We start from the raw sequence: 23111 nt of genomic DNA, 5'->3' as shown, positions 1-23111 counted from the left end.
CTACTTTGTCGTCGCGAAGCTCTTATTAATATAACCAACCCAAGTGTTGCCGCTATACAAAGAGTAGTAAGTCTTGCCATAGTAACTGTTAGTACTGCCAACCTTCTTTGTAAATGATAGGTTTTTCCAAATAGTTTGGTTTTTCGACGAAATCTTAACCGTCTTATTGGTCTTGATTGCCTTCCAAGTTGCTTTAGCATTCACATAACCAAACCAAGTATTGCCATTATATAACGAGTAGTAGGCTTGACCGTTACCACGGAAATACTGATATTTAATTGTAAATTTTTTGTTCAGATAATTTTTCGAGTAGTGTTTAACCTTGGCCCACAAGAAATTATTCCAAACATTATAATTTGATTGATAAATTGTTGCAGTATGTTTGTAGCTGTGGGCGGTTAAGACGCTCATCGCACTGGCATTCACATACCCAACCCATTTTCCGTTTTTATTGTATAAGGAAAGGTACTTGCGCCCGTTATAATGCTTGTAATAGTACTTAGCATAGTAGGTTTTACCAGTGGTACCTGTCTTTGCCTTCTTCGCACTAAACATCAAGTCTTTCCAAATTGGGTATCCTGATTTGGCACTATTTTCTGTGACATACTTTTTATAGCTGATGGCCTTAGAAGAAAGGAACCAGCTGACATTTTCTTTATATTTCAAACTGGCATCGACATACTGTGCTAATGGTGAACTATACCAGCTATCGGTATACTGCCACAAAACATGGGAAATAGCAGTAGGTTCGATCGAAGTATAATCGGCTAACCAATAACCGTTATAACTCTTCATAGCGGAAGCTGCGTAAGTTTGCGCAAAACTGTTATATGAATAAAACAAAATACGTTTGTGGGGTGCAAGACTGTGCAACTCCGTATACCAAGCCTTCGTTGCTGAGTTTGTGGTCCCGCTCGTCACCGTTTGTTCTTCGTAATCATTCACATAAAAGCTAGCATTGGGGGCTCGGTTATAAAGATCCTTTGCTTCCTGCTTCGCATCTGCCGTACTGATGTATTGACTAAAAGAATAAACACCATACTTTAAACCATATTGCGCACACAACGCTGCGTTATGTGCAAAGTACTTATCCTTATAATCACTGCCGTATTGCACACGCAAAATAATGAACGGCTCCACCTTGGCCAACTTTTGTACCTGGCTTGCGGTTAATTTTCCCTGCCATTCTGACAAATCAGGAATTTGAGAGTTTAGTGTTGTCGCATGTGCATTTTGAGCTGAAACCGAAAAAATGATGAGACTCATAAAAGCCATAATCAGTTTTAAAATGAATGAATGCTGAATCTTTAAATGCCTATGTACCATATCCATATGAAAACTTCCTTCCTAATATATTGAAGGATTCTTTTTAAATTGACTAACATATCATATTAAGAGGCGGGAGTTTTGGGAGCATTCTGCCTATAAAACCCTTTTTCGTGTCCTATATACTGAAAAATCCCCACTCATTAACATTATGCAGGGATTGGATTGCTATTAAATTATGTATGTCAAACGGTCTGAAAAGAACCCCGGGATAATGTGGACAAAAAAGTCCTGTATAAATAATATACCAGAAAAAAATTAAATGAAGGTTAAAATAAGCGAATTCATTTTAAAATTTATCGCTTATTAAATGTTTGTTACCCTATCTTTAGTTGTTACTTATTCATGAAAGTATTCTGAAATTTTCACGTGAAACAATGGTTTTCATTTTCAAAGGCCTATCTGTAACTACCGTAAAACATCTTCGAGCCTCAATAACTATTCCGGTAACTAAATCACCATTATGGCACCTTTTTCAAAAAGGGATCAAAAAACTCCCCAGATCTCCGAACTTTCATAACCAAAATTGTGGGAAAAAGGTTGCCCCCTTTAATTAACAACGGAAGCCGAACGATCAAATCATTCGGCTTCCGTTGTTATGTGTGAAGTTAAAGCACTTTGCCCTACTCGCTAAAATAACTGGATAGGCCTATTTAGGATGGCCCACGACTCTTAATCACGATATTCTGGCAACCCGCTTCTTATACTGGGTAATCGTGGTCCCCGTCCACGTTTTAAAAGCACGGGAAAAGGAATTGGGATCCGCATACCCAACCAGATAGGCAATTTCATTCGTGTTTAAATTTTGATTTCTTAAATAACTTAAAGCAAGTTCTTTTTGAATATATTTAACTTGTTGATTAAACGTCGTGTGCTCAATACTTAGATTACGGTGCAACGTTCGCACACTGATTCCCAATGATCGTGCAACATCAGCAACACTTTGCTTACCACTCGGAATGGCATAAAACAGTTTTGAACGCACTAAATCCACAAAATTTTCCTGTTTCAAAAGTTCTTGTAACTTACGGCCCAATTCGGGCTCCAGATATTCCAACATGGCATTATTCTTAGTTTGAAACGGGATTTCTAAGTCTTTCTTACTAAATGTTAGGCTATTTTTAGTGGCGTAACTCGTTTCAATCCCTAAATAGTTACTAATCAAGTCGCCATACTTAAAAGGCGCGGCTACCTGAATGGGCACGATGTTATGCCCGCTGCCAGTTTTCAACATGCTTAACATTAATAATTGTTCATTTAGCACCACGAAACGCGGTAATTTTTCTCGCTCATCAATAAAGCTCAGGCTGACGGTCACTTCAGAGGATGTTTCAGTAACATCTACAAGGATTGGGCCAGTTAAACGTTTATACTTTGCAAACCGCTTCAGCGCAGCAAACCCGTTTTGCGAACACAAAGCTGCAAAAAAGCCTGGCATGAATAAGCTTATTTTCGAAATGTCACTAAAAGCGATTATTTTTTCATCCGTAAAAGCAGCATCAAATGCGTTCATTAAACGAATATAATCGCTTGTAGAAAGCTCAATTTCTCCTTTCCAAAGGGTGTTGGGAATTTGGGCCGCTTGTAAAACTTCATCAGCCGGAATAGCCATTGCTTTTAAAAACTGTTGGAATTGTTTAATAAACGTCATTCGCATAAAAGTCACCTCTACATGGCATTTTTAGACACATAGTCAAGTAATCTGGTAGGCAGCAGCGCATGCATCAAAACTAATGGTTTGGCACTGTAGCCAATTAGATAACGCGTCTTAGGCCGTTTTTTATTAATCGCATCTGCAATTGCTTTAGAAATAATGCTAGGATCAGACAGCTTCTTCGAAGAGTAGAATTTCCTTAAACCCTTAGCCATCTTGGTGGCATCTTTTTCATAAGGACCACCTTGCGCTGAATTTTCTAAATGATCAGCGGCAATAAAGCCCCAGTTCGTTTTAACCGCCCCGGGTTCAATAATAGCCACGTCAATTCCAAATGGTTGTACCTCCATTCGTAGGGCGTCACTAAAGGATTCCAAGGCATACTTAGATGAATGATACCAAGCACCATAAATACTTGTGGAACGGCCACCTGCCGAAGAAACATTGACGATCCGGCCAGAGTGCTGCTTACGCATATAGGGCAAAACTGCTTTTGTCAAACGAGCAACCCCAAATACATTTACATCATACTGACGCTTGGCTTCTTCAATACTAACGTCCTCGATAGCACCGTATGAACCGTAGCCAGCATTATTGACTAACACATCAACACGACCGCTCTCGTCAATAACATGTTGTACTGCGTTTGCTACGGAGTCATCATTCGTCACATCTAAGCTTAACGGAATAACGCCTAACTTTTGAAGGGGTTCAATTTTTTCAATCCTTCTACCTGCACCATACACTTTATTGCCCTGCTTTGCTAATAAAGCTGCTGTTTGGTATCCAATCCCACTGCTTGCACCGGTAATTAAAATAGCTTTCATTCAAATCTTCCTTTCAAGTTGACCTTCTTGTGTATAAGACTACTTTACTGAGAATGACGGCAAAATGACATAGCATAGTGTGCCAATAACTATGCAATTGATGCCACACGATTATTTATCCAACTTCTTATGACACAACCAGGTTTTCCTGCTCGTGCGCATTCGTAACTCATTTTTTCAAACTGATCGTTTTTAGGTGTGATTACTTGATGTCAAAAAAGCCACACCATTTCTGATGTGGACTTAGTTAACATGATGGGCGCCCTACAAAACTAATCGCTAATGGACGGCATCTGCTTTACTTATTTTTTCTTTCGCGGCCTGAATCAATAGATAACTGCCGGTAAGATAGTTAGTGTACCAATTATTGAGTAGGCCGTATCCAGGACCGTGATTAATCCAAACGATTGTAATACAGGAAAACTGACAAACATCAGCGTTGAAAAACCACCAATAACAGTCAATCCTGATACTGTAGTGGCTTGCTCCACGGAACCGATAGCGACTTTAAGCGAGGTACAATTATACTAAAAAACGGAAGCGAGACAATCCTGGTATTTGTCCTGATTCCGTTTATTACAATTCCCACTATAAAAAGGATTTTCCTTATTTTCATTACCGTTAGTTACTGACGTTACTCTGCACTTAAAGCATCAATTGGATTTACTGAAGCAGCATGCCGGGCTGGCAAGACAGCAGCAATAAGTGAAATGATCAACGCTATTGCAAAAACAGTTATGACATTTATCCAACTAATTTGAACAAAGCTAAATGCAGCAAGCGAAGACAGCGCAATGTTTAGTACAGCTCCACTCCCGTAGGCAACCAGCGTCCCGATTACAGCGCTAGCAAGACCAATGATTAGCGATTCACTGATAAATAAACGCCTGATATCTCTTTTACTTTCACCTAAAGCCCTTAATATACCAATTTCTTTTGTCCGAGCACTAACTGACATATACATTGTAACTATGATCATCAATGCGGAAACAATTAGTGAAATGCCGGCAATCGCTGCTAACACAGTCGATGCTAAATTAATATAGGTTTTGATCGTATTTATTAAACTGGAAACCGAAGTTGCCTTAAAAACACGCTTATCCGATTGATTTCTGATGCGATTAATTTGTTTAGTAACCTGATTAACCTGATCTAAGTCATTAATTTTAACCGCTACTGAGCTTGTTTTATCAGTAGCAACATTGGCCTGCTTTAGGGCATGCGTCAATGTTGCTGTGTTAATATAATTAGACGCCATATTGCTATTACTGCTTTCTACAATTCCAGAAATAACGACATCAGCCGCAACCGTTACCGGTTGCTTAGCTTTATTTGTCGTGACGTAGCTAAACCGAATCTTTTTACCAATCACATCTTTCCAATTTTTCTTACTAATTCTCTTTGCGACTTCCGTTTTATTAATCACGATTTCACCTTTTTTGGGTGCGTGCCCAGCAACCAGGGACTCTTTAGTAATTGCTTTTGTCCAATTGGTGAACGTTAATGCACTTATCTCTTTTTGATTGTTAGCTTTAATCGTGACGCTACTTGCAGTATAGCTGCGCTCAACAGAAGTCACGTTTTTAAGTTGCTTAATTTCTTCCAGCTGACTTTCAGTAATGGTTTTTGTTTCATTAGTTGTCGAAGTTCCGCCGGGCCGTGAATTCTGCGCGCCGTTTTCTGGCCCCTGGGAGGTTGTCTTCGAATATCGAGAAACAGAAACCACCTGCGGATTCGCCATAGCCGTTACTTGTTTACTGATATAGCCACTTATTCCGTTTCCCAATCCCGAAAATAGAATAACTGCAAAAAGGCCAATCGCCGTTCCAAAAGCAATCAATGAATTACGCCAAAAATTAAATTTTAGATGCTTCAATGCCATCTTGAAACTGACTGCTAAGGGTAATTTACGCGATTGCATTTGATCCGCAGTCATACTCTGAGAGGAAGCCGGCCGAATTCTTTGCTCATCACCGATTTTACCGTCTATCAAGTGCACAATTCGCGTCCCCGTACTGGCAACCTCTTGAGAATGGGTTACCGTAATTACTAATCTCCCCTCATTTGCAATTCCATTTAGAATTTTTAGTACTTCTTCCGTATTTTGAGAATCTAATGCGCCTGTAGGTTCATCTGCAATAATTATTTTAGGATCATTGGCTAAGGCACGGGCAATGGCAACGCGCTGCTTTTGACCGCCAGACAGTTGATTGGGATATTTGTGAATGTGCGCGCTTAACCCCACCTGTTCCAACAAGTGTTTTGCACGACTCTCTCGTTCACTTTTACTTAAATTGGTCATATCTAGAGAAATCAGTACGTTATCTAAAACAGTAAGATGACTAATTAAGTTATAGGATTGATAAATATATCCAACCGTTTCACGCCGATATTTATCGAGTTCCTTTTCATTTCGGTGATCCAATTTTTCCCCATTAACTTTTACTTCACCTTGAAATTCGCGATCCAATCCACCAATAATATTCATCAAAGTTGACTTACCACCGCCAGACTCGCCAAGAATGGAAACAAATTCACCCAATTCAAAGTCTAAAGTAATCCCCTTTAAAACAGGAAATTCTTCCTTGCCTAGATAATATGATTTCTTAATGTTGTTAATTTCTAGAAATGCCATTTGCATCCTCCTATATCACGTTCCGTGCCCTAAAAGTCTTTATTTATACTATGAGATTTAGATCTATCAGAATTAATTCTTTTGTTTCTTTAATTTGAAAACGCCATACAAACCTACTACCGAGATAACGGCTACTGCAAGAAATGCCGTCCGATAACCTGTTAATTGTGTGACTATCAAACTGCTGCTGTGAGAAAATTTGGTTCCAAGGACAGAAATCGAAATTAGCAGCGCCGTAGCAATGGCAGCCGCAACTTGTCTTGCCATGGCATTCACCGCATTTCCATGGGCTATCAGGCTCTCCTTCAAATCATTAATTCCGGCCGTTCCTAATTGCATAACTATTAACGAAATACCACCCATCCAAATAGCGTATAAAATAGTCACTAACACCAAAGGGGTATTTTGATTAATAATCACAAAAAGAATCGTTGTTATCGTAAATATAGAAAAACCGATGATAGCCAAAACACGAATGCCATAGCGATCAAATAACCTGCCTGCAATTGGGTTCATGACCCCCATCATAAGTGCCCCCGGCAGCATGACTAAACCAGCTGTCAGTGCGGATACTTGGAAAACACTTTGCAGATAAAGGGGAACAAGCAATTGCATCCCAATAAAGGACATATTACTTAAGCTACTCAACCAGGTAGTTAACGTGAACGTTTTGGATCTAAAAACATGCATATCGAGCATTGGCGTTTGCATTCGAAGTTGACGTCTAACTAGTAACCAAACCCCGATTACCCCAATCACAAGTGCTAAAATGCTAACAATTAAAGAACCAGAACTTAACGTTGAAAAACCATATAAGAGTCCACCAAAACCAACAGTAGAATAAATAATCGACAGACTATCAATTTTAGGATTAGTTGTGACGATAATTTTACGCATACCAACTACAGCCAATAAAATTACCATTATAGAAATCGGAATTAACAAGCCGAACAAGTCACGCCAGGAATAATTGTCAACTATCCACCCAGACAGTGTAGGTCCAATGGCTGGTGCAAGCGCAATTACCACACCTGCTAATCCCATCGCCATCCCCCGTTTTTCAATAGGAAAAATCATTACAATGATGTTTTGCATAAACGGCATAATAATTCCTACACTAACCGCCTGAATAATCCGCCCTGTTAAAAGTAACGAAAAGTTAGGAGCAATATACGAAATAACGGAACCCAACAAAAAAATAATTAGGGAGCTAAGATAAAGTTTCTTTGAATTAAATTTATATAAAAGAAGCGCCGATATAGGCATCATGATGCCAATCGTCAATAAATAACCCGTTGATAACCATTGCACTGTCGCCATATTGACATGTAGACTCTGACTAATTGCAGGCAAACCATTATTTAATAATGTTTCTGTTAAAACTGCCATAAATCCGCCTACCAGTACGGAAATAATTAATAGCAGTCGATTATATGTTTTGCCATTTACATCTCTATTTTTTGTAATATCCAAAATGTGACCTCCAAAATTTCAAAAATAACCGTTGCCAGCCACATAAATATAGCATATAATTATGTGGCTGGCAACTATTTATTGAAAATTAATGTGATTTAGTTGATAATAGTAGCCAACAAACCAAATTGATAAGACATGGAGGATAGTTTATGAATGTGAATTTGGATTTTCCCCTGGGGACGGCAATCATGGATTTGGTATTAAGCCACCGGGCGTTGACAACCAAAAAAATTCGAAAATTAGGGCTTTATCCTGGTCAGGATTTAGTTCTTTTAGAGTTACTTCGTGAGGATAATCGCTCACAAAATGAGCTTGTGAAAGCACTTTGCGTTGATCATTCCACAATAGCCAAGTCGGTGAAACGCTTATTAAAATCAGAAGTAATACGTACAAATAAATCTGAAAAAGACAAACGCGTAACCATCATCAGTTTGACATCTAAGGGGAGACAGGTAGCCACTCAAGCTGCTGAAATTTGGAATGAAGTAGAAAAAACCGCTTTTAAAAATTTTTCCCCCGAGGATGCACAAACATTTATTCAATTTTCTAAAAGCATATCTGCTAACTTTACTGATAAAGTTAATGAGTTGAATGAAAAATAACTACAGGCTTTGCTTAATAAATCCGAAAGGTTGGCGTAAACCGTGAATTTAGAAGAAAAATTCGAGTACATGGCTACGGGAAAACCCTATGACGATCTGGATCCAAGACTGGTTCGGCTTAGAGCCAGAGCAACCACCGCCACCAATAAGTTGAATGACGCAGGCACCGCAGTTAAAAAAGAAGTCCTGCTTCGCAATTTAATGGGTTCTGTTGGAAAAAATCCTACTATCGAACCAAATTTCAGATGTGAATTTGGCAGAAATATAGTCATAGGTGATAATTTCTACGCGAATTATGATTGTGTCATGTTAGACGGTGCTCCAATTAAAATTGGTAATAATGTCTTACTAGGACCAAAAGTCGGCTTATATACGAGTAATCATTTATTTGATTCTATTGAACGACGAATGGGCGGTTGTATTGCGAAACCTATTCATATAGAAGATGATGTTTGGATAGCTGCTAATGTCACAATTTTGCCAGGTGTACGCATCGGGAAAGGTAGTATCGTCGGTGGCGGGAGCGTCGTGACTAGAGACATTCCTAGCTGCGTTATTGCCGCTGGAAATCCTTGCCGTGTCATCAGAAAAATTACTAGTGAAGACAAAACCAAATTTAACGGAAATGATTTCACTGATCGCTAGTTGCAGTTAAATAAACTGAATAAGTAAAGAGAACCCCTCACATTGGCTGATTGAACAATGTGAGGGGTTCTCTTTATTTATATACTTTTTTGAAAGAGTTTTAATACATTTTAATCCAAAACATCATAACTCATTTCATCTTATTTCCTTTTCTTAGAAGGCATCTGCAATTTGTTGAGTCTCTATTTCTGCATGATGAACTATTTCTGCAGCTTCTTCAGGAAAATTATCCATTCCTTCAACACTAATTTTCTGAACCGACTCGACGCCAACAAAGTTTAAAATGGCTTTCACGTATTGTGTACCAAAATCTTTATTTTCGTACTTTCCACCTGCCGCTTGAATATGCAACGCCTTCTTCCCATGCGTTAAAGGAATCGGGCCGTCTACAGTGTACTTGAACGTTTTCCCGGCAACATTGATTGCATCAATCCAAGCTTTTAACTTCGTTGGAATGTTTAAGTTCCACATCGGATTCGCGATCACAATTTTGTCAGCTGCTAAAAATTGATTAGTTGCATCATTAAATTTCTGTAATTTTTCTTTTTGATCACCGTTCAAATTCTCAGCAGGCTGGCCACTACGTAATAATCCCCACGCAGAAAGCAAATCACTGTCAATCTCAGGAAAGTTATCTTCATATAGATCTAACTCATCAACTTGATCATTCGGATGCATATTTTGATATTCCTTTAGAAAAACATGTAAGATTTTCAAGGTTCGAGAATTCGGATTTTGTGGATGTGCATTAATTACTAAAACTTTAGACATGTTAACTACCTCTTTATTTTTAATTTTTCGGTTTTAAGTTGCCGACCACAATAATATATCATCATTTTTAGTGGCTGGCAACCTTTTTATCCAAATTATGTTGCCAGCCACTAAAAATGATGTTATATTTAATCTCGAAAAATCAAATCAATCATCCTAGGAGCGTTCTTATGTTCAAACTTTTAAAGCGTCTAAATATGCATGAATACCAAATGATTTTCATTAGTGTCATTTTTATTGCACTACAAGTATGGCTCGAATTAAAAATTCCCGATTATATGTCAGTACTGACACAGAAATTAGAATCCAGCGGAACGACGACTGCGGATATCCTCGCACCCGGACTAATAATGCTGTTTCTTTCGGTCCTAAGTGTAATTGCGTCTGTAATTGTTGGTTATTTTGTTGCAAAAATTGCTGCCGGTTTTGCCGCACGTCTACGCAAGGATTCATTTACCCAAATTATGAATTACGCTAGCCAAGATATTAAGCAGTTTTCAGTCCCAAGTTTGTTAACTCGATCAACAAATGATATTACCCAACTCCAACAATTTGTTGCCATGGGATTGCAAGCCATAATTAAAGCACCCATTACCACCATTTGGGCAATCACTAAAATTGCCGGAAAAGGTTGGCAATGGACAACCGCCACCGGCATCGCTGTTGCTGTTTTAACTATCATGCTAACTTTGATGTTGCTCCTTGTTCAACCAAAGTTTAAGGTCGTTCAAAAGCTCACCGATAACCTAAACCAGATTACACGAGAAAATCTAACTGGTATAAAAGTCGTGCATGCTTATAATGCCGAAAAGTATCAGAGTGATAAATTGGATCAGGCAAATTCACAACTAACGAATACTAATCTATTTGCCTATCGCGTTTTAGCACTGATGAACCCCGGAATGTCCCTAATTTCTAGCACTTTAACCCTTTCGGTCTACACTATTGGTGCAATTGTGATTAATCAAGCTGCCCAAGCGCAAAGACTACCGTTGTTTGGAAATATGATTGTTTTTTCATCATATGCTATGCAAGTCATTATGGGGTTTTTATTGTTGTCCATCATCTTTGTTTTATTACCCCGCGTGACCGTTTCTGCTAACCGATTAAATGAAATCTTAAACGTCGAACCTTCAATTAAATATCCGGCGTCAACCCGCAATTTACAGACCTCAACTAACCAGAAAGGCATAATCGAATTTAAACACGTTGGATTGAAATATAAAGGTGCTGAGTCAAGTGCCCTAACTAATTTAAGTTTTAAGGCCCAGCAAGGACAAACTGTAGCTTTTATTGGTTCTACAGGTAGTGGCAAGAGTACAGCTTTGCAATTAATTTTACGTGTACATGATGCTACCTCTGGTGAAATTCTAATTGATGGAAAAGATATTCAAGAATACAGTGAAGAAAACTTAAATAACAAAATCGGCTATATCCCGCAACGGGCCGTATTATTTAGCGGCACTGTCCGTTCTAATATTGACTTAGGCGAAAGCCAAAATAAACATTCGCCCCTAACAGATACGGAAATCCTCACTGCGTTAGATATTGCACAAGCTAAAGATTTTGTTTTACAAAAGGAAAAAGGGCTCGATGAACCCGTCGCACAACATGGAGATAACTTCTCTGGTGGCCAAAAACAGCGACTTGCAATTACAAGAGCAATTGCGAGAAAACCGGAGATTTTGTTGTTTGATGATTCTTTTTCAGCTCTAGATTACGCAACGGATCGTAAGTTACGCGATAATTTAGCCCAGAAATTTAAAAATGTCACAAAAATTATCGTGGCACAAAGAATTAGTACCATTAGTGATGCTGATCAAATCATTGTATTAGACAACGGAAAAGTAGTTGGTCAAGGAACCCACGAACAGTTGTTGAAGAACAATAAGGTTTACCAAGAAATTGCATATTCACAGCTATCAAAGGAGGAGCTCGCCAAATGACAAAAAACAACAGCACAAGTTTATTAACTGGAATCCAAAAATATGGTCATCCTTACATTAAGTACCTCATTTTAGCGGCTATTTTTGCCCTATTGGGAAGTTCTGCTACGATTATAGGACCAGGTCAATTAAGTCGCATTACAAACTTAGTTGCCAAAGGATTGGTCGGCCATATTGATTTACAACAAGTATGGCAAATTACAATACTATTGGCTGTCCTGTACGTTATTGGTGCAATTTTGACTTATCTACAAGGATTTATTGTCGCTACAGTGACACAACGATTCACACAGAAATTGCGGACCAATATTGGTTTAAAAATTAATCACCTGCCTCTAAAATATTTTGATACGCATGATGAAGGTGATACTTTAAGTCGGGTCACCAACGATTTAGACACCTTGGGACAGTCACTCAACCAAAGTTTAGGCACGCTAATTTCTTCAAGCATATTGCTGATTGGCTCGATTATTATGATGACCATCACAAATGTCTGGTTAAGCTTAACAGCAATTTTTTCGGTACTTGCTGGTTTTATTCTCACTATGTTTCTAATGGCTAAATCTCAAAAATATTTTAATACCCAGCAAAATCGGCTCGCAGATATTTCGGGCTACTTGGAAGAAATCTATACCGGTCACGAAGTCGTTAAAGCATATAATTACTTGAAAACGGCAACTGAAAAATTTAACAAAATTAATAATGATTTATACAACAATGTTTGGAAATCACAATTTTTATCTGGCATTATGCAACCATTGATGAACTTTGTAGGTAATTTTGGCTACGTTGCAGTAACCATTGTGGGTTCTGTGTTAGTCTTAAACAACACAATTAGTATTGGTACTGTAGTAGCTTTTATTATTTATGTCAGAATTTTTACTCAACCACTCTCACAAATCACGCAATCATTTGCCAGCTTACAATCTGCTCAGGCTGCCATGAAACGTGTTTTTTCCTTTTTGAATGCTGACGAGGTTTCTGATGAAACTAATAAAATCGCGAAAATTGAAAAACCTAAGGGTGATGTCGTCTTTAATCATGTTAGCTTCGGGTACAATTCCAATCAAACAATTATCAAGGATTTTAATGTCCATGTGAAACCTGGGCAGAAGGTAGCAATCGTTGGTCCAACAGGATCAGGAAAAACAACTTTAGTGAGTTTACTAATGCGCTTTTATGAATTGCATCAAGGTAATATTAAAATCGATGGCATTGATATACAGAACATGCGGCGTGAAGAGGTTCGTAACCAATTTGATATGGTTTTGCAAGATACATGGCTATTTGCTGACACAATTAAAAATAACCTTAAGTATAATCAGAAAAATGTCACAGATAAACAAATTGAACAAGCAACTAAGGCTGTGGGTATTGATCATTTTATCCATACCCTTCCTGAGGGTTACGACACCGTCTTAGACGACTCTGTCAGTCTCTCCGCCGGGCAAAAACAATTGCTTACCATTGCTCGCGCGCTCATTCGAAATAAACCAATGTTGATTTTAGATGAAGCCACAAGCTCTGTAGATACCCGAACTGAAGAAAAAATTCAAAAGGCAATGGATATTTTGACTGCTAATCGTACCTCATTTATTATTGCCCATAGACTATCTACTATTAAAAATGCTGATTTAATTTTAGTAGTTAAAGACGGTCAAATTATTGAACAGGGTACGCATGACAAGCTAATTGAGGCTAATGGTTTTTATTCAGAATTATACAATAGTCAATTCGAAGCTTAGAAAAATTGCCACCATTGTCTTCATTGTGACTGCTATAACCGCCTAAGTTAAAAGATAGTTTTAACCAAACTAAGAAAATTCAAGTAAAATAACCTAGGATGTGTTCTAGCGGCAAGTCAAATTGCCTTGCTTAAACTATCCTAGGTTATTTAATTAATTTGAAGTGTCGAGATGCGTGTTAGCCATCTTTAAACCACTCGCGTCATAATCGTATTTGTTATTTCAGCATTTTTGGTATCTGTATATATTTCATTGCTAACTTCAAAATCATGTTTTTGATAGAATTTTACGTTTCTCTTCGTATGCGTCACTAAAATCAGCTTTTTATCATGATGTTTTCTAACTGTCGGAACAATACTTTCTTCTATGATTGAACCGCCAAGTCCCTGTCCCTGGTACTGCGGCGTTATGGCAAGATATTCGATTTCCCAGAAATCCGTTGCCGAAAGGGCCGCTGCCGAATTAGCTTTGAGCAAATCTTTGTTGGCCAGATAGGGTAGTAGCTTTAAGCCCCCTGCCAGTAAATAATCTATTAAGGTTAGCTTAGTAAACGGCGGTTTCAGGACATAAACACCCACAAGAGATGTGCCGTCCATGACCGCTACAACCAACCCTTTCTTAAGATATAGCGAAACCTCGACGCTAAAAAACCTTGAAAGAAATTTTTCCACTGCTTGTGTTGGGTTTGCTCGCTTTGAAAAAGGAGCCGCAAACGTCGGATAATGTTTAAAAGAATCAACCAACAATTCCTTTATCTGTCCAGTATTTTTTGGGGTTACACTTATATAGTTCAAAATTAATCTCCTCTAGAATCCGCATTTCAACAGTACAATTGTTATTCTATTAGGACTGTTAAAATAAATAAAGTACAAGTATACTGAACGTGTCTATTAATGGACACATGTGTTAAAAGTGACTTTTGGAGGTAGGCTATTTTGAATGAGGATCGACGTACCAAAAAGACCAAACAAATTTTAAGGGTTAGTTTAATTGAACTCCTAGATGTGCAACCACTAGAAAAAATTACCGTCAGTCAGCTTGTCGCTCACGCCGATATTGCGCGGAGTACCTTTTACTTACATTACACGGACATTTTTGATCTTTATGACCAACTAGTGACAAGCACGGTCGCCGAGTTGGTAACCAACTTACAGGAAAGTTACCCGACGACTCAAGTGTACTCAGAATTATTGGAACAGCTGATGGCAGAAATTGCCGCCAACTATGCGATTTTTCATACCCTAGTAAAAAGTAATGAACTTAATTTTATTAACCATATCAAACCAATTTTTATTAAAAAAATCATGCAACTTGATCCGCTCTCCAAAGATCCTTTAGAAAACAAATTAATGTCGATTTTAGCTGTTGGTGGCACTGTAGATGTCCTAGTTGAATGGATTCGTAAGGGAATGACACCGGATGCTAAAACTGTTGCGGAAATTATCAGCCGTTATTTTGAAATGTAAAGGCTACCCTGCCGCATTTGATATCGAAAAGTTATTTATGAAGCCGTCTCTATATCTGCATAGTGGGATAAACAGATAACTCACTGACGTCTACTTCCGCAGGCTGTTCAATTGCAAACTTAATCACTTTCGCAACAGCCAGGGGATCGATAGCTATTTTGGCGTGAAATTTTTCAGTTTGCTTGCGAATTTGGGGTGACTGAATCGTTTGTGGCAGAGCTGTATTAATTGCGCCAGGATATATACTAGTTGCCCTTATGTTAGTATGCTCTGTAGCACTTTCGAGCCGGATACTCTCCATTAAATACTTGACTGCCGCCTTAGTTGCGCCATAAATTCCTGCATTAGGATAGTGTCTAAATGCAGCAACCGAAGAAGTCGAAATGATTTGTCCGCCTTTTTGCTTCTTAAAGATTGGCATTACCGTCGCAATTCCATTCAGAACACCAATCAAGTTTACATCAACCATTTCTTGCCACTGTGAAAGCTTTCCTTCACTTATCGGCGAATTAGGCATAATGCCAGCATTATTTAGAAGGACATCAAGGTGCCCGAATTTATCTAAAGTTCGCGCGACTAAGTGACTAACTTGAGGTGCCTTACTTACATCTGTAACACAATAATCTATTTTGTTCTCCCGACTTTCAACAGCCCTCACAATCTTCTTTAACTTGGCCTCATCCCTGGCTGCTAGCATTACATTATAGCCTGATTCATATAATAAGTTTCCTGTGGCTGCCCCAATACCACTTGAACCACCTGTCACAATAACAACTTTATTTTTATCCACGAACCATATCCTCCCTTTATTCCTTTGGTGACGCATTAAATCAATTTAGTTTCCTTTATGAATTGTGACCTTAAAACTTCCATGCTGATTTTTTATGGCATTCACGGCATCTTGATCATCAAATTTTCCGATAATATGAATACCGTCATAGCGATCTACATGTCCGTAATACAAAACAACACGCGGCTGCGGGGACCAGTAACCAATGTCACCAGCGTCTGCATCTGCACCTGCAGGCATTCCTTTCGTACTTACTTTAGAAGGCAAATCTGCAATTTTTTCATCGAATCCGGAACTAAAAGTGTCAAACGAAAGGGTTTGTGGCAGTCTTTTAGCCAAAGCACTTCCGGTAGCATTTTCGTATAAATGTGCTTTGTACTGGTGTCCGTCTATTGTGACTTGGATTGGTATTGCTGTTTTGACTGATTTTTGGCTGTACTTACTAATACTGCTGTTGTCAGTACTTATCACATGTGTGTGTGTACGATCTTCCCTCCAATAGAAAACACCTAAAACCACCGCAATAATGACAAGTATAAATACGATTAATCCCACTATTTTTTTCATTTCAATCTGCCCCTCTCTACCTCTTGTCAATTTCGATTACTGTCATAACTTTAATGACATTATTTTAATTTGCGTGTATTATAATATCAAATACCTATATTTGATGTATATATATAACTAAAAGGAATGATACGATGGAATTGAGAGTATTGAAATATTTTATTGCCGTTGTCAATGAAGAAAACATCACCAAAGCGGCTCAAAGCCTGCATATTTCTCAACCTGCATTATCACGCCAGCTCAAGGAATTAGAAGAAGAGCTAAATGTAAAATTATTTATTCGTGGTAAGCGTCAAATTACCCTAACTCCTTCAGGAACTTTTCTATTCAAACGTGCTCGCGAAATGTTAACTTTAGCAGATAAGACCGTTAATAACTTAATGAACACAGATAACTTGATGGGAGATTTGTATGTTGGGGCTGGTGAAACTCCCATTATGCGTGTCGTTGCCAAGCTTGCAAAGAAATTGCTTGTAATGAGTCCTGATATTCATCTTCATTTTTACAGTGCCAATGCAGATGACATTATCGAGCGATTAAATACCGGCATCTTAGACTTTGGCTTAGTTATTGATCCCGTTAACAAGAAGAATTTCGACTTTATTCGACTTCCCGGACAAACCCTATGGGGAGTGCTATTGCGCAAAGATGATCCGTTGGCAGCTAAGGCATGGATTGAGCCCACCGATCTCAAGGGCAAGCCGTTAATTATCTCTCAGCAATCATTTGTAAACAGCCAGATAGCATCTTGGTTTGGTCAAACTATCGAAAATTCACAGATTGTTGCTACCTATAACTTGTTGTACAACGCATCTTTGCTTGTTGAAGAAAAAATCGGTTATGCAATTTGTTTTGAAGGCATTATTAATACTTCTGGGAACAGCAATTTAAAATTCGTTCCTTTAAAATCTGAAGAACCGCTATTTATGAATCTTATTTGGAAGAAAAACGCTTCTCTTTCGAGAGTGGCTCAAGCATTTATCAATCAAGTTCATCAACTCAATCAGCCCAATTAAACATTGCGCAACTTCTGATTTGAAAGCATATGTTCCTACTTGGTGAACAGCCTGGCTTTTACATTGTTAAGCGTTCATCAATTAAGTTTTCTTCTTTTACTCCAAAACGATGGAGCATTTTTCTCACATTAAGAACTGCCGCCGCACTGCCAACTATAAAAAACTTGGCTTCCGTGGCTTCTTGATTAGTCACAAGATTTTTTAACTGCATAGGCTGCAGTCTGCCCACTTGTACATGATAGTTCAATTTTTTTCCTTCCAGATTTTTCAGTTGTGAATCATAGTATTTATCTGCTTCTTGAGCCACTGTCCAAATAATTTTAATGGGGACTTTATCTTCCATTTCTGACGCAATATTTAGTAATGGTGCAATCCCTGCTCCCATTCCAATCAAGACCAGCGCCTGGTTCTTATTTTCAGTAAGAATAGATGCAAAACGGCCAAAGGGTCCTTCTGCCTTTACGGTCGTGCCTATCTGAGCTTGTGAAATTCGTTTAGTATAATCACCAACCTCACGAATGGTTAAGACTATCAGTCCTTTTGGCGTCGCTTTGAGATTTGATACAGAAAAAGGATGCTTTTCATTGGAGATACCTTTAAAAGTAAAGAAGAAAAAGTCACCGGCTTCAAAAAATTTTCGTTTTGTGCCGAAATCAATCACTAGTTGATGAGTCCTATCATTCAGCAACTTATTTTCCTTAACAAAACCTGTTAATTCAGTCGTTGGCGAGACTATCTTTTTCCACGCGTAACAACTGAAAACGGCAATTGAATATAGGTCAAATAACAACATAAAAGACAGGTGGCTGGTAATCCTACCAATCAGGTGCACGTGCAACCAAATAAGCACAATTGCAATTAAATTAAGTCGGTGAATCCACATAGAAGTTTGATGCTTTAAAATAAACATCAATTTTTGTTTTATGCGGTTTACTATGGGCAAGCGATCTACAAACCAGCCGGATAGAAAAAGACTGGCATAGACAACTCCAAATATCACCAAATACCAAGCAGTATTACCTGTCAGTTTTATCCAGTTCGCCATTGAAAACAGATAGTGCCGGTGAATATAAGCTAATAAAAGAGCTCCCACACCTAAAAGTGAATGCACAAGATATAACGCCGGCAATCCAATCAAGCGATCTAACCATAGTGGTCGGGTGGCTAAATAAACTTCAAATAGCCACCAGGCATAAGCTATCACGCCCACGTCAATAAAAATTAACTCATTTCCCATGGCATACCCCATGTCGTGATTCAAAACAAAAACTAACGGTGTTGGAAAAATAATAAGTGCTGTCAGCCAAGTCACATATAGCGCGAAAGGATATCTTTTTAACATAATTTCACGTCCTTAATAACCTAATTTTTGAAGCCAGCTATCAATTTTACTAGTGGCATGATTCACTTCTGTACCTTCAATTTCAAAACCTTTGCGAAAATGGGCTTTAGGATATTTTTTATGGAGTGTTGATAGAGAATCTTCCCAACCTGAACCTGCATTAGTAGAAAATGGAATAACTGTTTTTCCATTTAAGTTCGCTTGATCCATAAAAGTTCGCACTGGCATCGGAATATCATCCCACCAGATAGGATAGCCGATAAAAACTGTCTTATACTTTGTAAGATCAGGTATCGGGTGTTTTATTTGTGGTCGTGCATTTTCATTTTGTTCCTCTTGGGCTTGATCTACAGTTTTTTCATAGTCTTTGGGATACGCCTTTTGGGGAATTATTTCATACCGTGTTCCCTTAGTTTTTTGCGCAATTTCTTTAGCCACAGCATATGTATGTCCGTGTTTCAAATTTGCGTGTGGATAATTTGTTCCTGAACGTGAGAAAAAAACAATTAATGTTTGGTCTCCTTGGGATACCGCCGTTCGGCTTTTCTTGCTGGAAGTCTGATTAGAAGTTTGCGTTGATCCGCCCGCGTTATTGCTTCGTGGTTGGCTTTGTGCAATATCTAACCAAAATGCACCGGCAATAACGGCGATAACACCCAATATCAGAATTATTTTTCTAGTCATAATATAAGTCCCTTTCCTCTAAGCACATTAGGTAAAGCTGGTCAATTTTTGTCTAGCACCTATATTGAGTGGCCAACTATTACAAATTGTTATAGTAAACAAAAACAGAAAGAGGCTGAAAAATTTTCCAGCCTCTTCGGTTTCCAGACTTTAATGGTCGAAATCAGGTGGAAAGGCTGATTTCTCTGTCCTGCGACGAAAGCCAAACGATTCAAAGAGCGAATCATTTGGCTTTCTAGGCTGGCACAGCAACTTATCATCTCTAGTGGCGTAAACAACGTCATCTGCTCGAAGTAAGGACACCTTTTCCCGGCTTCCTTAAGAACTACAAATCATAAAAAGTATGGTCTCCAGCATGCCAGCCTCTTTTTTCACTTGGGTCCGTCATCCGATCAAGCAATCGCATATCTGAATCTTGAATTTCAAAATCCAACTCAGAGTTATTAATAATATGACCCATTGATCTGGCTTTCGGTAAAGGAATAACCTCATTTTGAACACAGTATCTTAAGGCAATTTGTGCGGTTGTTACCTTATATTTTTCGGCTAACGAGGTGATCGTCTCATTATCCAATAATCGTCCGGTGGCTAACGGCGAATAAGCTTCTATCCTCATGCCGTGTTTACGGGAATAATCGGCAATTTCTGATTGTGTATACCCTACATAATACTGAATTTGATTGATCATGGGCGTAATTGTTAACTGCTCATCTTGCAACAAATTATGGATATCATGAACCGAAAAATTTGAAATACCGATACTTTTAGCACGGCCACTCCGGTAAATTTGTTCCATTGCCCGCCAGACTTCTCTGTTTTGTTGATCACAATTTTCACCTGGATTTGACCATGGCCAAGGTGCGTGAATGAGATACGCATCTACATACTCAACCGAAAGATTTTTTAAACTATGTTCAAAATAACGGAGAACCTCGTCATATGTTTTGATTTCCCCGGGTAGTTTCGTTTGAATAAATAAATCCTTACGTTTAATACCAGAATCGCGAATCGCATCCCCTACATTTTCTTCATTTCGATAGGACCAAGCCGTATCAATGAACCGATATCCAACTTTGAGGGCCTTAGAAATTGACGCATAGGTTTCGCTTCCTGGCTTGGTTTGCCACGTTCCAAACCCAATTTTAGGCATAACAATGCCATTACTTAATTCAGTCGTTGTGTGTAAAATATTTGCCATTAAATTTCATTCCTTATGTTACTGAAGTGTGCTCATATCAATCACAAACCGATAATGAACATCACTGTTTAAAATTCGTTCATACGCTTCTGGCACATCATCAATGCCAATCATTTCGATTTTTGGATGAACTTCATGTTCCGCCGCGAAGTTCAACATTTCTTGAGTCAGAGAAATACCACCTACATTTGACACGGTTAATGTGTTTTGCCGATCAAACATAACCTGTAAATTGAGCGCCTGATCTTCATTGGGAAGTCCTACACTACATGCAATTCCCTTAACATCCAACAATCTCAAATATGCATTCCAATCCAGCTTAACGGCAACTGTACTAAGAAGAAAATCAAATTGTCCGTCAAAGCGTTTGAAATCTTCAGGTGTTTTCAGAATTTCGTACGACGATGCCCCGAATTGTTTAGCTTCATTGGCTTTTGTTTCTGAGTGACCAAACACCGTCACATTAGCCCCCATTTTACTAGCAAATTGGGTTGCAATGTGCCCTAAACCACCTAAACCAACGATTGCCACTCTTGATCCAGTAGTAATACCATAACGTTTTAGGGGATTATAAGTGGTAATTCCCGCACACAATAACGGGCTGGCCTCGGCCAAATCAAGCTTATCAGGAATTGCTAAAACGAAACGTTCTTTTACAACGATTGCTTGAGAGTAGCCACCCTCTGTTGGTCGTCCGTCATAATCATCACCAACGAAAACAGAAATGACACCCTTCTCACAAAATTGTTCTTCTCCAGCAAGACAGTATTTACACTTTCCACATGAATCGATAAAACAACCGACCCCAACACGATCGCCAACTTTGTATTTCGTAACTTTTTCTCCAACGGCACTGACTACTCCAGAAATTTCATGTCCTGGTACAATTGGGCGTTTAAAGACCGGATCAATTCCTTCAACGATTGCAATATCCGAATGGCAAATTCCACAATACTTTATATCAATAGCAACATCGTCAGCCCGTAATTCCCGGCGCTTAATTACGGTATGATGAAAAGTTTTAAAATCGGATCCTGTCGCCTCAAGAGCGGCTACTTGCATTTCAGACATATGATTCACTCCTTAATTTTAGTTTTAATAACAAATACTTAATGTTATGACCTCATTTTAGGACACCCCGTTACTCCTGTAATATATTTATTCGTTATGTGCTTCCATTACTTTTAAGTATATTAGAGTGCCTTTACTTCTTAACTTGGTGACTGTTAATTTTTGACCGTACCCTTTACTTTGCCAGTTCCACAGTAACGTCATAATCACCGGTCAAATTTCGTACTTCTGATAATGGACTAGTAATAACACCAATGTTTACTTGATAGCCATACTGCTTTGAGGTTTTTTCACCCTTATACAAAATTGTGAAATACGGCGCATCGGTAGCATAATCAATGTCACCATTTAACCATCCATGATGCACCTCTGATTTGTTATAAGGTAAATGTGCTGTCGTCCCGCAGAAATCTGTATCATATTTATTCATATGGACCTTATAGGGCATTCTTGCAATCAAAGCTTTAGCCGTCTTACTATTATTTAACACGCCATTAATAGTGTGTTGTTTTCCAAAATGGATCTTAATTTTAGTCCCGTTTCTTATGGTACGGGTAGATTTATCTGCATCCCTGTGCTGGAGAGCAGTGCTATTACTTACCTGCCTTTGTTGGATCGAATTGGCCCTTCTTTGATGGTTTAAAAATAAGGCCATCACAACAAAAAGGATTAAAACCACACCAAGTAGCGCAAACAGTATATTTCGTTTTCTTATATGCATCGTGTTCGCTCCTCGTTTATTCAAATGACTTCGTGTCTAATAGGATATATTGAATGATTTTGTCAACTCATCCCTATTCCTACCCACATTATGAAAGCCACCCTTAAACTTGTCTAATACTTATATTTTGTGGTTATCTATAACATAAATGCATGGTTAGGATATCGCAGACGACCCATTTCAAAAAAAGCATTACTTTTTTGGAATGCACCTTTTTTGTTGTCTATCTCGTAGCATGGTTTGTTAAAACAGATGATTATTTGCCAAAAAGTACTTGGTGTAGTTTATCAAATGTAAACTGATTGGAAAAAGGAAGAGGACGCCCGGGATGTCATTGCAGCGCTAATTCTCAATATTCAGAGCATTCTTGATATTCAACGGGTTATTATCAGCGGTGGAATTAGTAATCAGCCATTAGTTCTCACAACTATTCAACAAGCTTATAGAAAAATATTTACAACTGTTCCACTCATTCGCAACCAATTGACCCCCGTCCCCATTTTAGAAGCTCATTTTCAGAATAATGCTAACTTGTATGGCGCAGTATACAACTTATTACTCCAAGAGGATCTTCAAAATTCATAAAAAAATGACACAATCAACTTAATTGCTTTGATTGTGTCGTTTTA

The 23111-nt window shown here is 38.4% G+C and carries 21 protein-coding genes and 1 pseudogene; 7 read left to right on the top strand and 15 right to left on the bottom strand.

The annotated features are described in order from the left end of the window. From ACLJJ6_RS00110 to ACLJJ6_RS00085, 6 genes and pseudogenes are all read right to left on the bottom strand, one after another. Window positions 1–1332, bottom strand: coding sequence for a GH25 family lysozyme (locus tag ACLJJ6_RS00110; protein WP_412989452.1), 1332 nt, complete (start codon window positions 1330–1332; stop codon window positions 1–3). A 670-nt stretch (window positions 1333–2002) separates the two neighbouring features. Further along, window positions 2003–2983: a helix-turn-helix domain-containing protein gene (locus ACLJJ6_RS00105; RefSeq protein WP_412989451.1), complete on the bottom strand. Its 981-nt coding sequence runs from the start codon at window positions 2981–2983 to the stop codon at window positions 2003–2005. Window positions 2984–2994: 11 nt separating this feature from the next. Next, window positions 2995–3807 (bottom strand): oxidoreductase, encoded by an 813-nt coding sequence (locus ACLJJ6_RS00100; protein WP_412989450.1) that lies wholly within the window; start codon window positions 3805–3807, stop codon window positions 2995–2997. A 326-nt stretch (window positions 3808–4133) separates the two neighbouring features. Continuing rightward, window positions 4134–4310, bottom strand: a pseudogene (locus ACLJJ6_RS00095) (hypothetical protein); the annotation flags it as partial. Window positions 4311–4441: 131 nt separating this feature from the next. Continuing rightward, window positions 4442–6442 carry an ATP-binding cassette domain-containing protein gene (locus ACLJJ6_RS00090; RefSeq protein WP_412989449.1) on the bottom strand — a complete coding sequence of 667 codons (2001 nt, stop codon included), beginning with the start codon at window positions 6440–6442 and terminating at the stop codon, window positions 4442–4444. A gap of 72 nt (window positions 6443–6514) precedes the next feature. Then, on the bottom strand, window positions 6515–7915 hold the full coding sequence (locus tag ACLJJ6_RS00085; protein WP_412989448.1) for an MDR family MFS transporter: 1401 nt from the start codon (window positions 7913–7915) through the stop codon (window positions 6515–6517). A gap of 152 nt (window positions 7916–8067) precedes the next feature. On the opposite strand from ACLJJ6_RS00085, the gene ACLJJ6_RS00080 reads away from it, so the two are divergent. Then, window positions 8068–8520 carry a MarR family winged helix-turn-helix transcriptional regulator gene (locus tag ACLJJ6_RS00080; protein WP_412989447.1) on the top strand — a complete coding sequence of 151 codons (453 nt, stop codon included), beginning with the start codon at window positions 8068–8070 and terminating at the stop codon, window positions 8518–8520. A 42-nt stretch (window positions 8521–8562) separates the two neighbouring features. Beyond that, window positions 8563–9165 (top strand): sugar O-acetyltransferase, encoded by a 603-nt coding sequence (locus ACLJJ6_RS00075; RefSeq protein WP_412989446.1) that lies wholly within the window; start codon window positions 8563–8565, stop codon window positions 9163–9165. 153 nt (window positions 9166–9318) lie between these two features. Here ACLJJ6_RS00075 and ACLJJ6_RS00070 read toward each other — a convergent pair whose 3' ends face one another. Continuing rightward, the gene (locus tag ACLJJ6_RS00070; protein WP_412989445.1) at window positions 9319–9936 is read right to left on the bottom strand and encodes an FMN-dependent NADH-azoreductase; all 618 of its coding nucleotides are present in this window, start codon (window positions 9934–9936) and stop codon (window positions 9319–9321) included. A gap of 170 nt (window positions 9937–10106) precedes the next feature. On the opposite strand from ACLJJ6_RS00070, the gene ACLJJ6_RS00065 reads away from it, so the two are divergent. Both ACLJJ6_RS00065 and ACLJJ6_RS00060 read left to right on the top strand, forming a co-directional pair. After that, window positions 10107–11882, top strand: a complete 1776-nt coding sequence (locus tag ACLJJ6_RS00065) for an ABC transporter ATP-binding protein (RefSeq protein ID WP_412989444.1) — start codon at window positions 10107–10109, stop codon at window positions 11880–11882. Next, window positions 11879–13627, top strand: coding sequence for an ABC transporter ATP-binding protein (locus tag ACLJJ6_RS00060; RefSeq protein WP_412989443.1), 1749 nt, complete (start codon window positions 11879–11881; stop codon window positions 13625–13627). The genes ACLJJ6_RS00065 and ACLJJ6_RS00060 overlap by 4 nt, the downstream gene beginning before the upstream one ends. A gap of 188 nt (window positions 13628–13815) precedes the next feature. On the opposite strand, the gene ACLJJ6_RS00055 is transcribed toward ACLJJ6_RS00060, so the two are convergent. Beyond that, window positions 13816–14421, bottom strand: a complete 606-nt coding sequence (locus ACLJJ6_RS00055; protein WP_412989442.1) for a GNAT family N-acetyltransferase — start codon at window positions 14419–14421, stop codon at window positions 13816–13818. A gap of 141 nt (window positions 14422–14562) precedes the next feature. On the opposite strand from ACLJJ6_RS00055, the gene ACLJJ6_RS00050 reads away from it, so the two are divergent. Further along, window positions 14563–15093: a TetR/AcrR family transcriptional regulator gene (locus tag ACLJJ6_RS00050; RefSeq protein ID WP_412989441.1), complete on the top strand. Its 531-nt coding sequence runs from the start codon at window positions 14563–14565 to the stop codon at window positions 15091–15093. A gap of 49 nt (window positions 15094–15142) precedes the next feature. On the opposite strand, the gene ACLJJ6_RS00045 is transcribed toward ACLJJ6_RS00050, so the two are convergent. Further along, complete coding sequence (locus ACLJJ6_RS00045; protein WP_412989440.1) at window positions 15143–15883, bottom strand: SDR family oxidoreductase; 741 nt, start codon at window positions 15881–15883, stop codon at window positions 15143–15145. Window positions 15884–15928: 45 nt separating this feature from the next. Further along, complete coding sequence (locus ACLJJ6_RS00040) at window positions 15929–16450, bottom strand: cyclophilin-like fold protein (RefSeq protein WP_412989439.1); 522 nt, start codon at window positions 16448–16450, stop codon at window positions 15929–15931. A gap of 134 nt (window positions 16451–16584) precedes the next feature. Between ACLJJ6_RS00040 and ACLJJ6_RS00035 the strand changes: the two genes are divergently transcribed. Beyond that, window positions 16585–17466 (top strand): LysR family transcriptional regulator, encoded by an 882-nt coding sequence (locus tag ACLJJ6_RS00035; RefSeq protein ID WP_412989438.1) that lies wholly within the window; start codon window positions 16585–16587, stop codon window positions 17464–17466. A 58-nt stretch (window positions 17467–17524) separates the two neighbouring features. Here ACLJJ6_RS00035 and ACLJJ6_RS00030 read toward each other — a convergent pair whose 3' ends face one another. The 5 genes from ACLJJ6_RS00030 to ACLJJ6_RS00010 all read right to left on the bottom strand — a co-directional run bounded on the left by ACLJJ6_RS00030 (window position 17525) and on the right by ACLJJ6_RS00010 (window position 22482). Continuing rightward, a complete protein-coding gene (locus ACLJJ6_RS00030) occupies window positions 17525–18808 on the bottom strand; it encodes an iron reductase (RefSeq protein WP_412989437.1) in 1284 nt (427 codons plus the stop codon). A gap of 12 nt (window positions 18809–18820) precedes the next feature. Then, window positions 18821–19492, bottom strand: coding sequence for a flavodoxin (locus ACLJJ6_RS00025; protein ID WP_412989436.1), 672 nt, complete (start codon window positions 19490–19492; stop codon window positions 18821–18823). Window positions 19493–19817: 325 nt separating this feature from the next. Next, window positions 19818–20690 carry an aldo/keto reductase gene (locus ACLJJ6_RS00020; protein ID WP_412989435.1) on the bottom strand — a complete coding sequence of 291 codons (873 nt, stop codon included), beginning with the start codon at window positions 20688–20690 and terminating at the stop codon, window positions 19818–19820. A gap of 18 nt (window positions 20691–20708) precedes the next feature. Continuing rightward, window positions 20709–21761: an NAD(P)-dependent alcohol dehydrogenase gene (locus tag ACLJJ6_RS00015; protein ID WP_412989434.1), complete on the bottom strand. Its 1053-nt coding sequence runs from the start codon at window positions 21759–21761 to the stop codon at window positions 20709–20711. A gap of 175 nt (window positions 21762–21936) precedes the next feature. Further along, window positions 21937–22482, bottom strand: coding sequence for a cyclophilin-like fold protein (locus tag ACLJJ6_RS00010; RefSeq protein ID WP_412989433.1), 546 nt, complete (start codon window positions 22480–22482; stop codon window positions 21937–21939). A gap of 333 nt (window positions 22483–22815) precedes the next feature. Here ACLJJ6_RS00010 and ACLJJ6_RS00005 point away from each other — a divergent pair, with 333 nt between their 5' ends. Then, window positions 22816–23067 (top strand): ROK family protein, encoded by a 252-nt coding sequence (locus tag ACLJJ6_RS00005; protein WP_412990476.1) that lies wholly within the window; start codon window positions 22816–22818, stop codon window positions 23065–23067. The last annotated feature ends 44 nt before the right edge of the window (window positions 23068–23111 follow it).

It is taken from the genome of Pediococcus siamensis (assembly GCF_047220215.1).
GTDB lineage: Bacteria > Bacillota > Bacilli > Lactobacillales > Lactobacillaceae > Pediococcus > Pediococcus siamensis.
The sequence above is the reverse complement of the archived record's forward strand: the minus strand, read 5'-3'. Positions and strand labels throughout refer to the sequence as shown.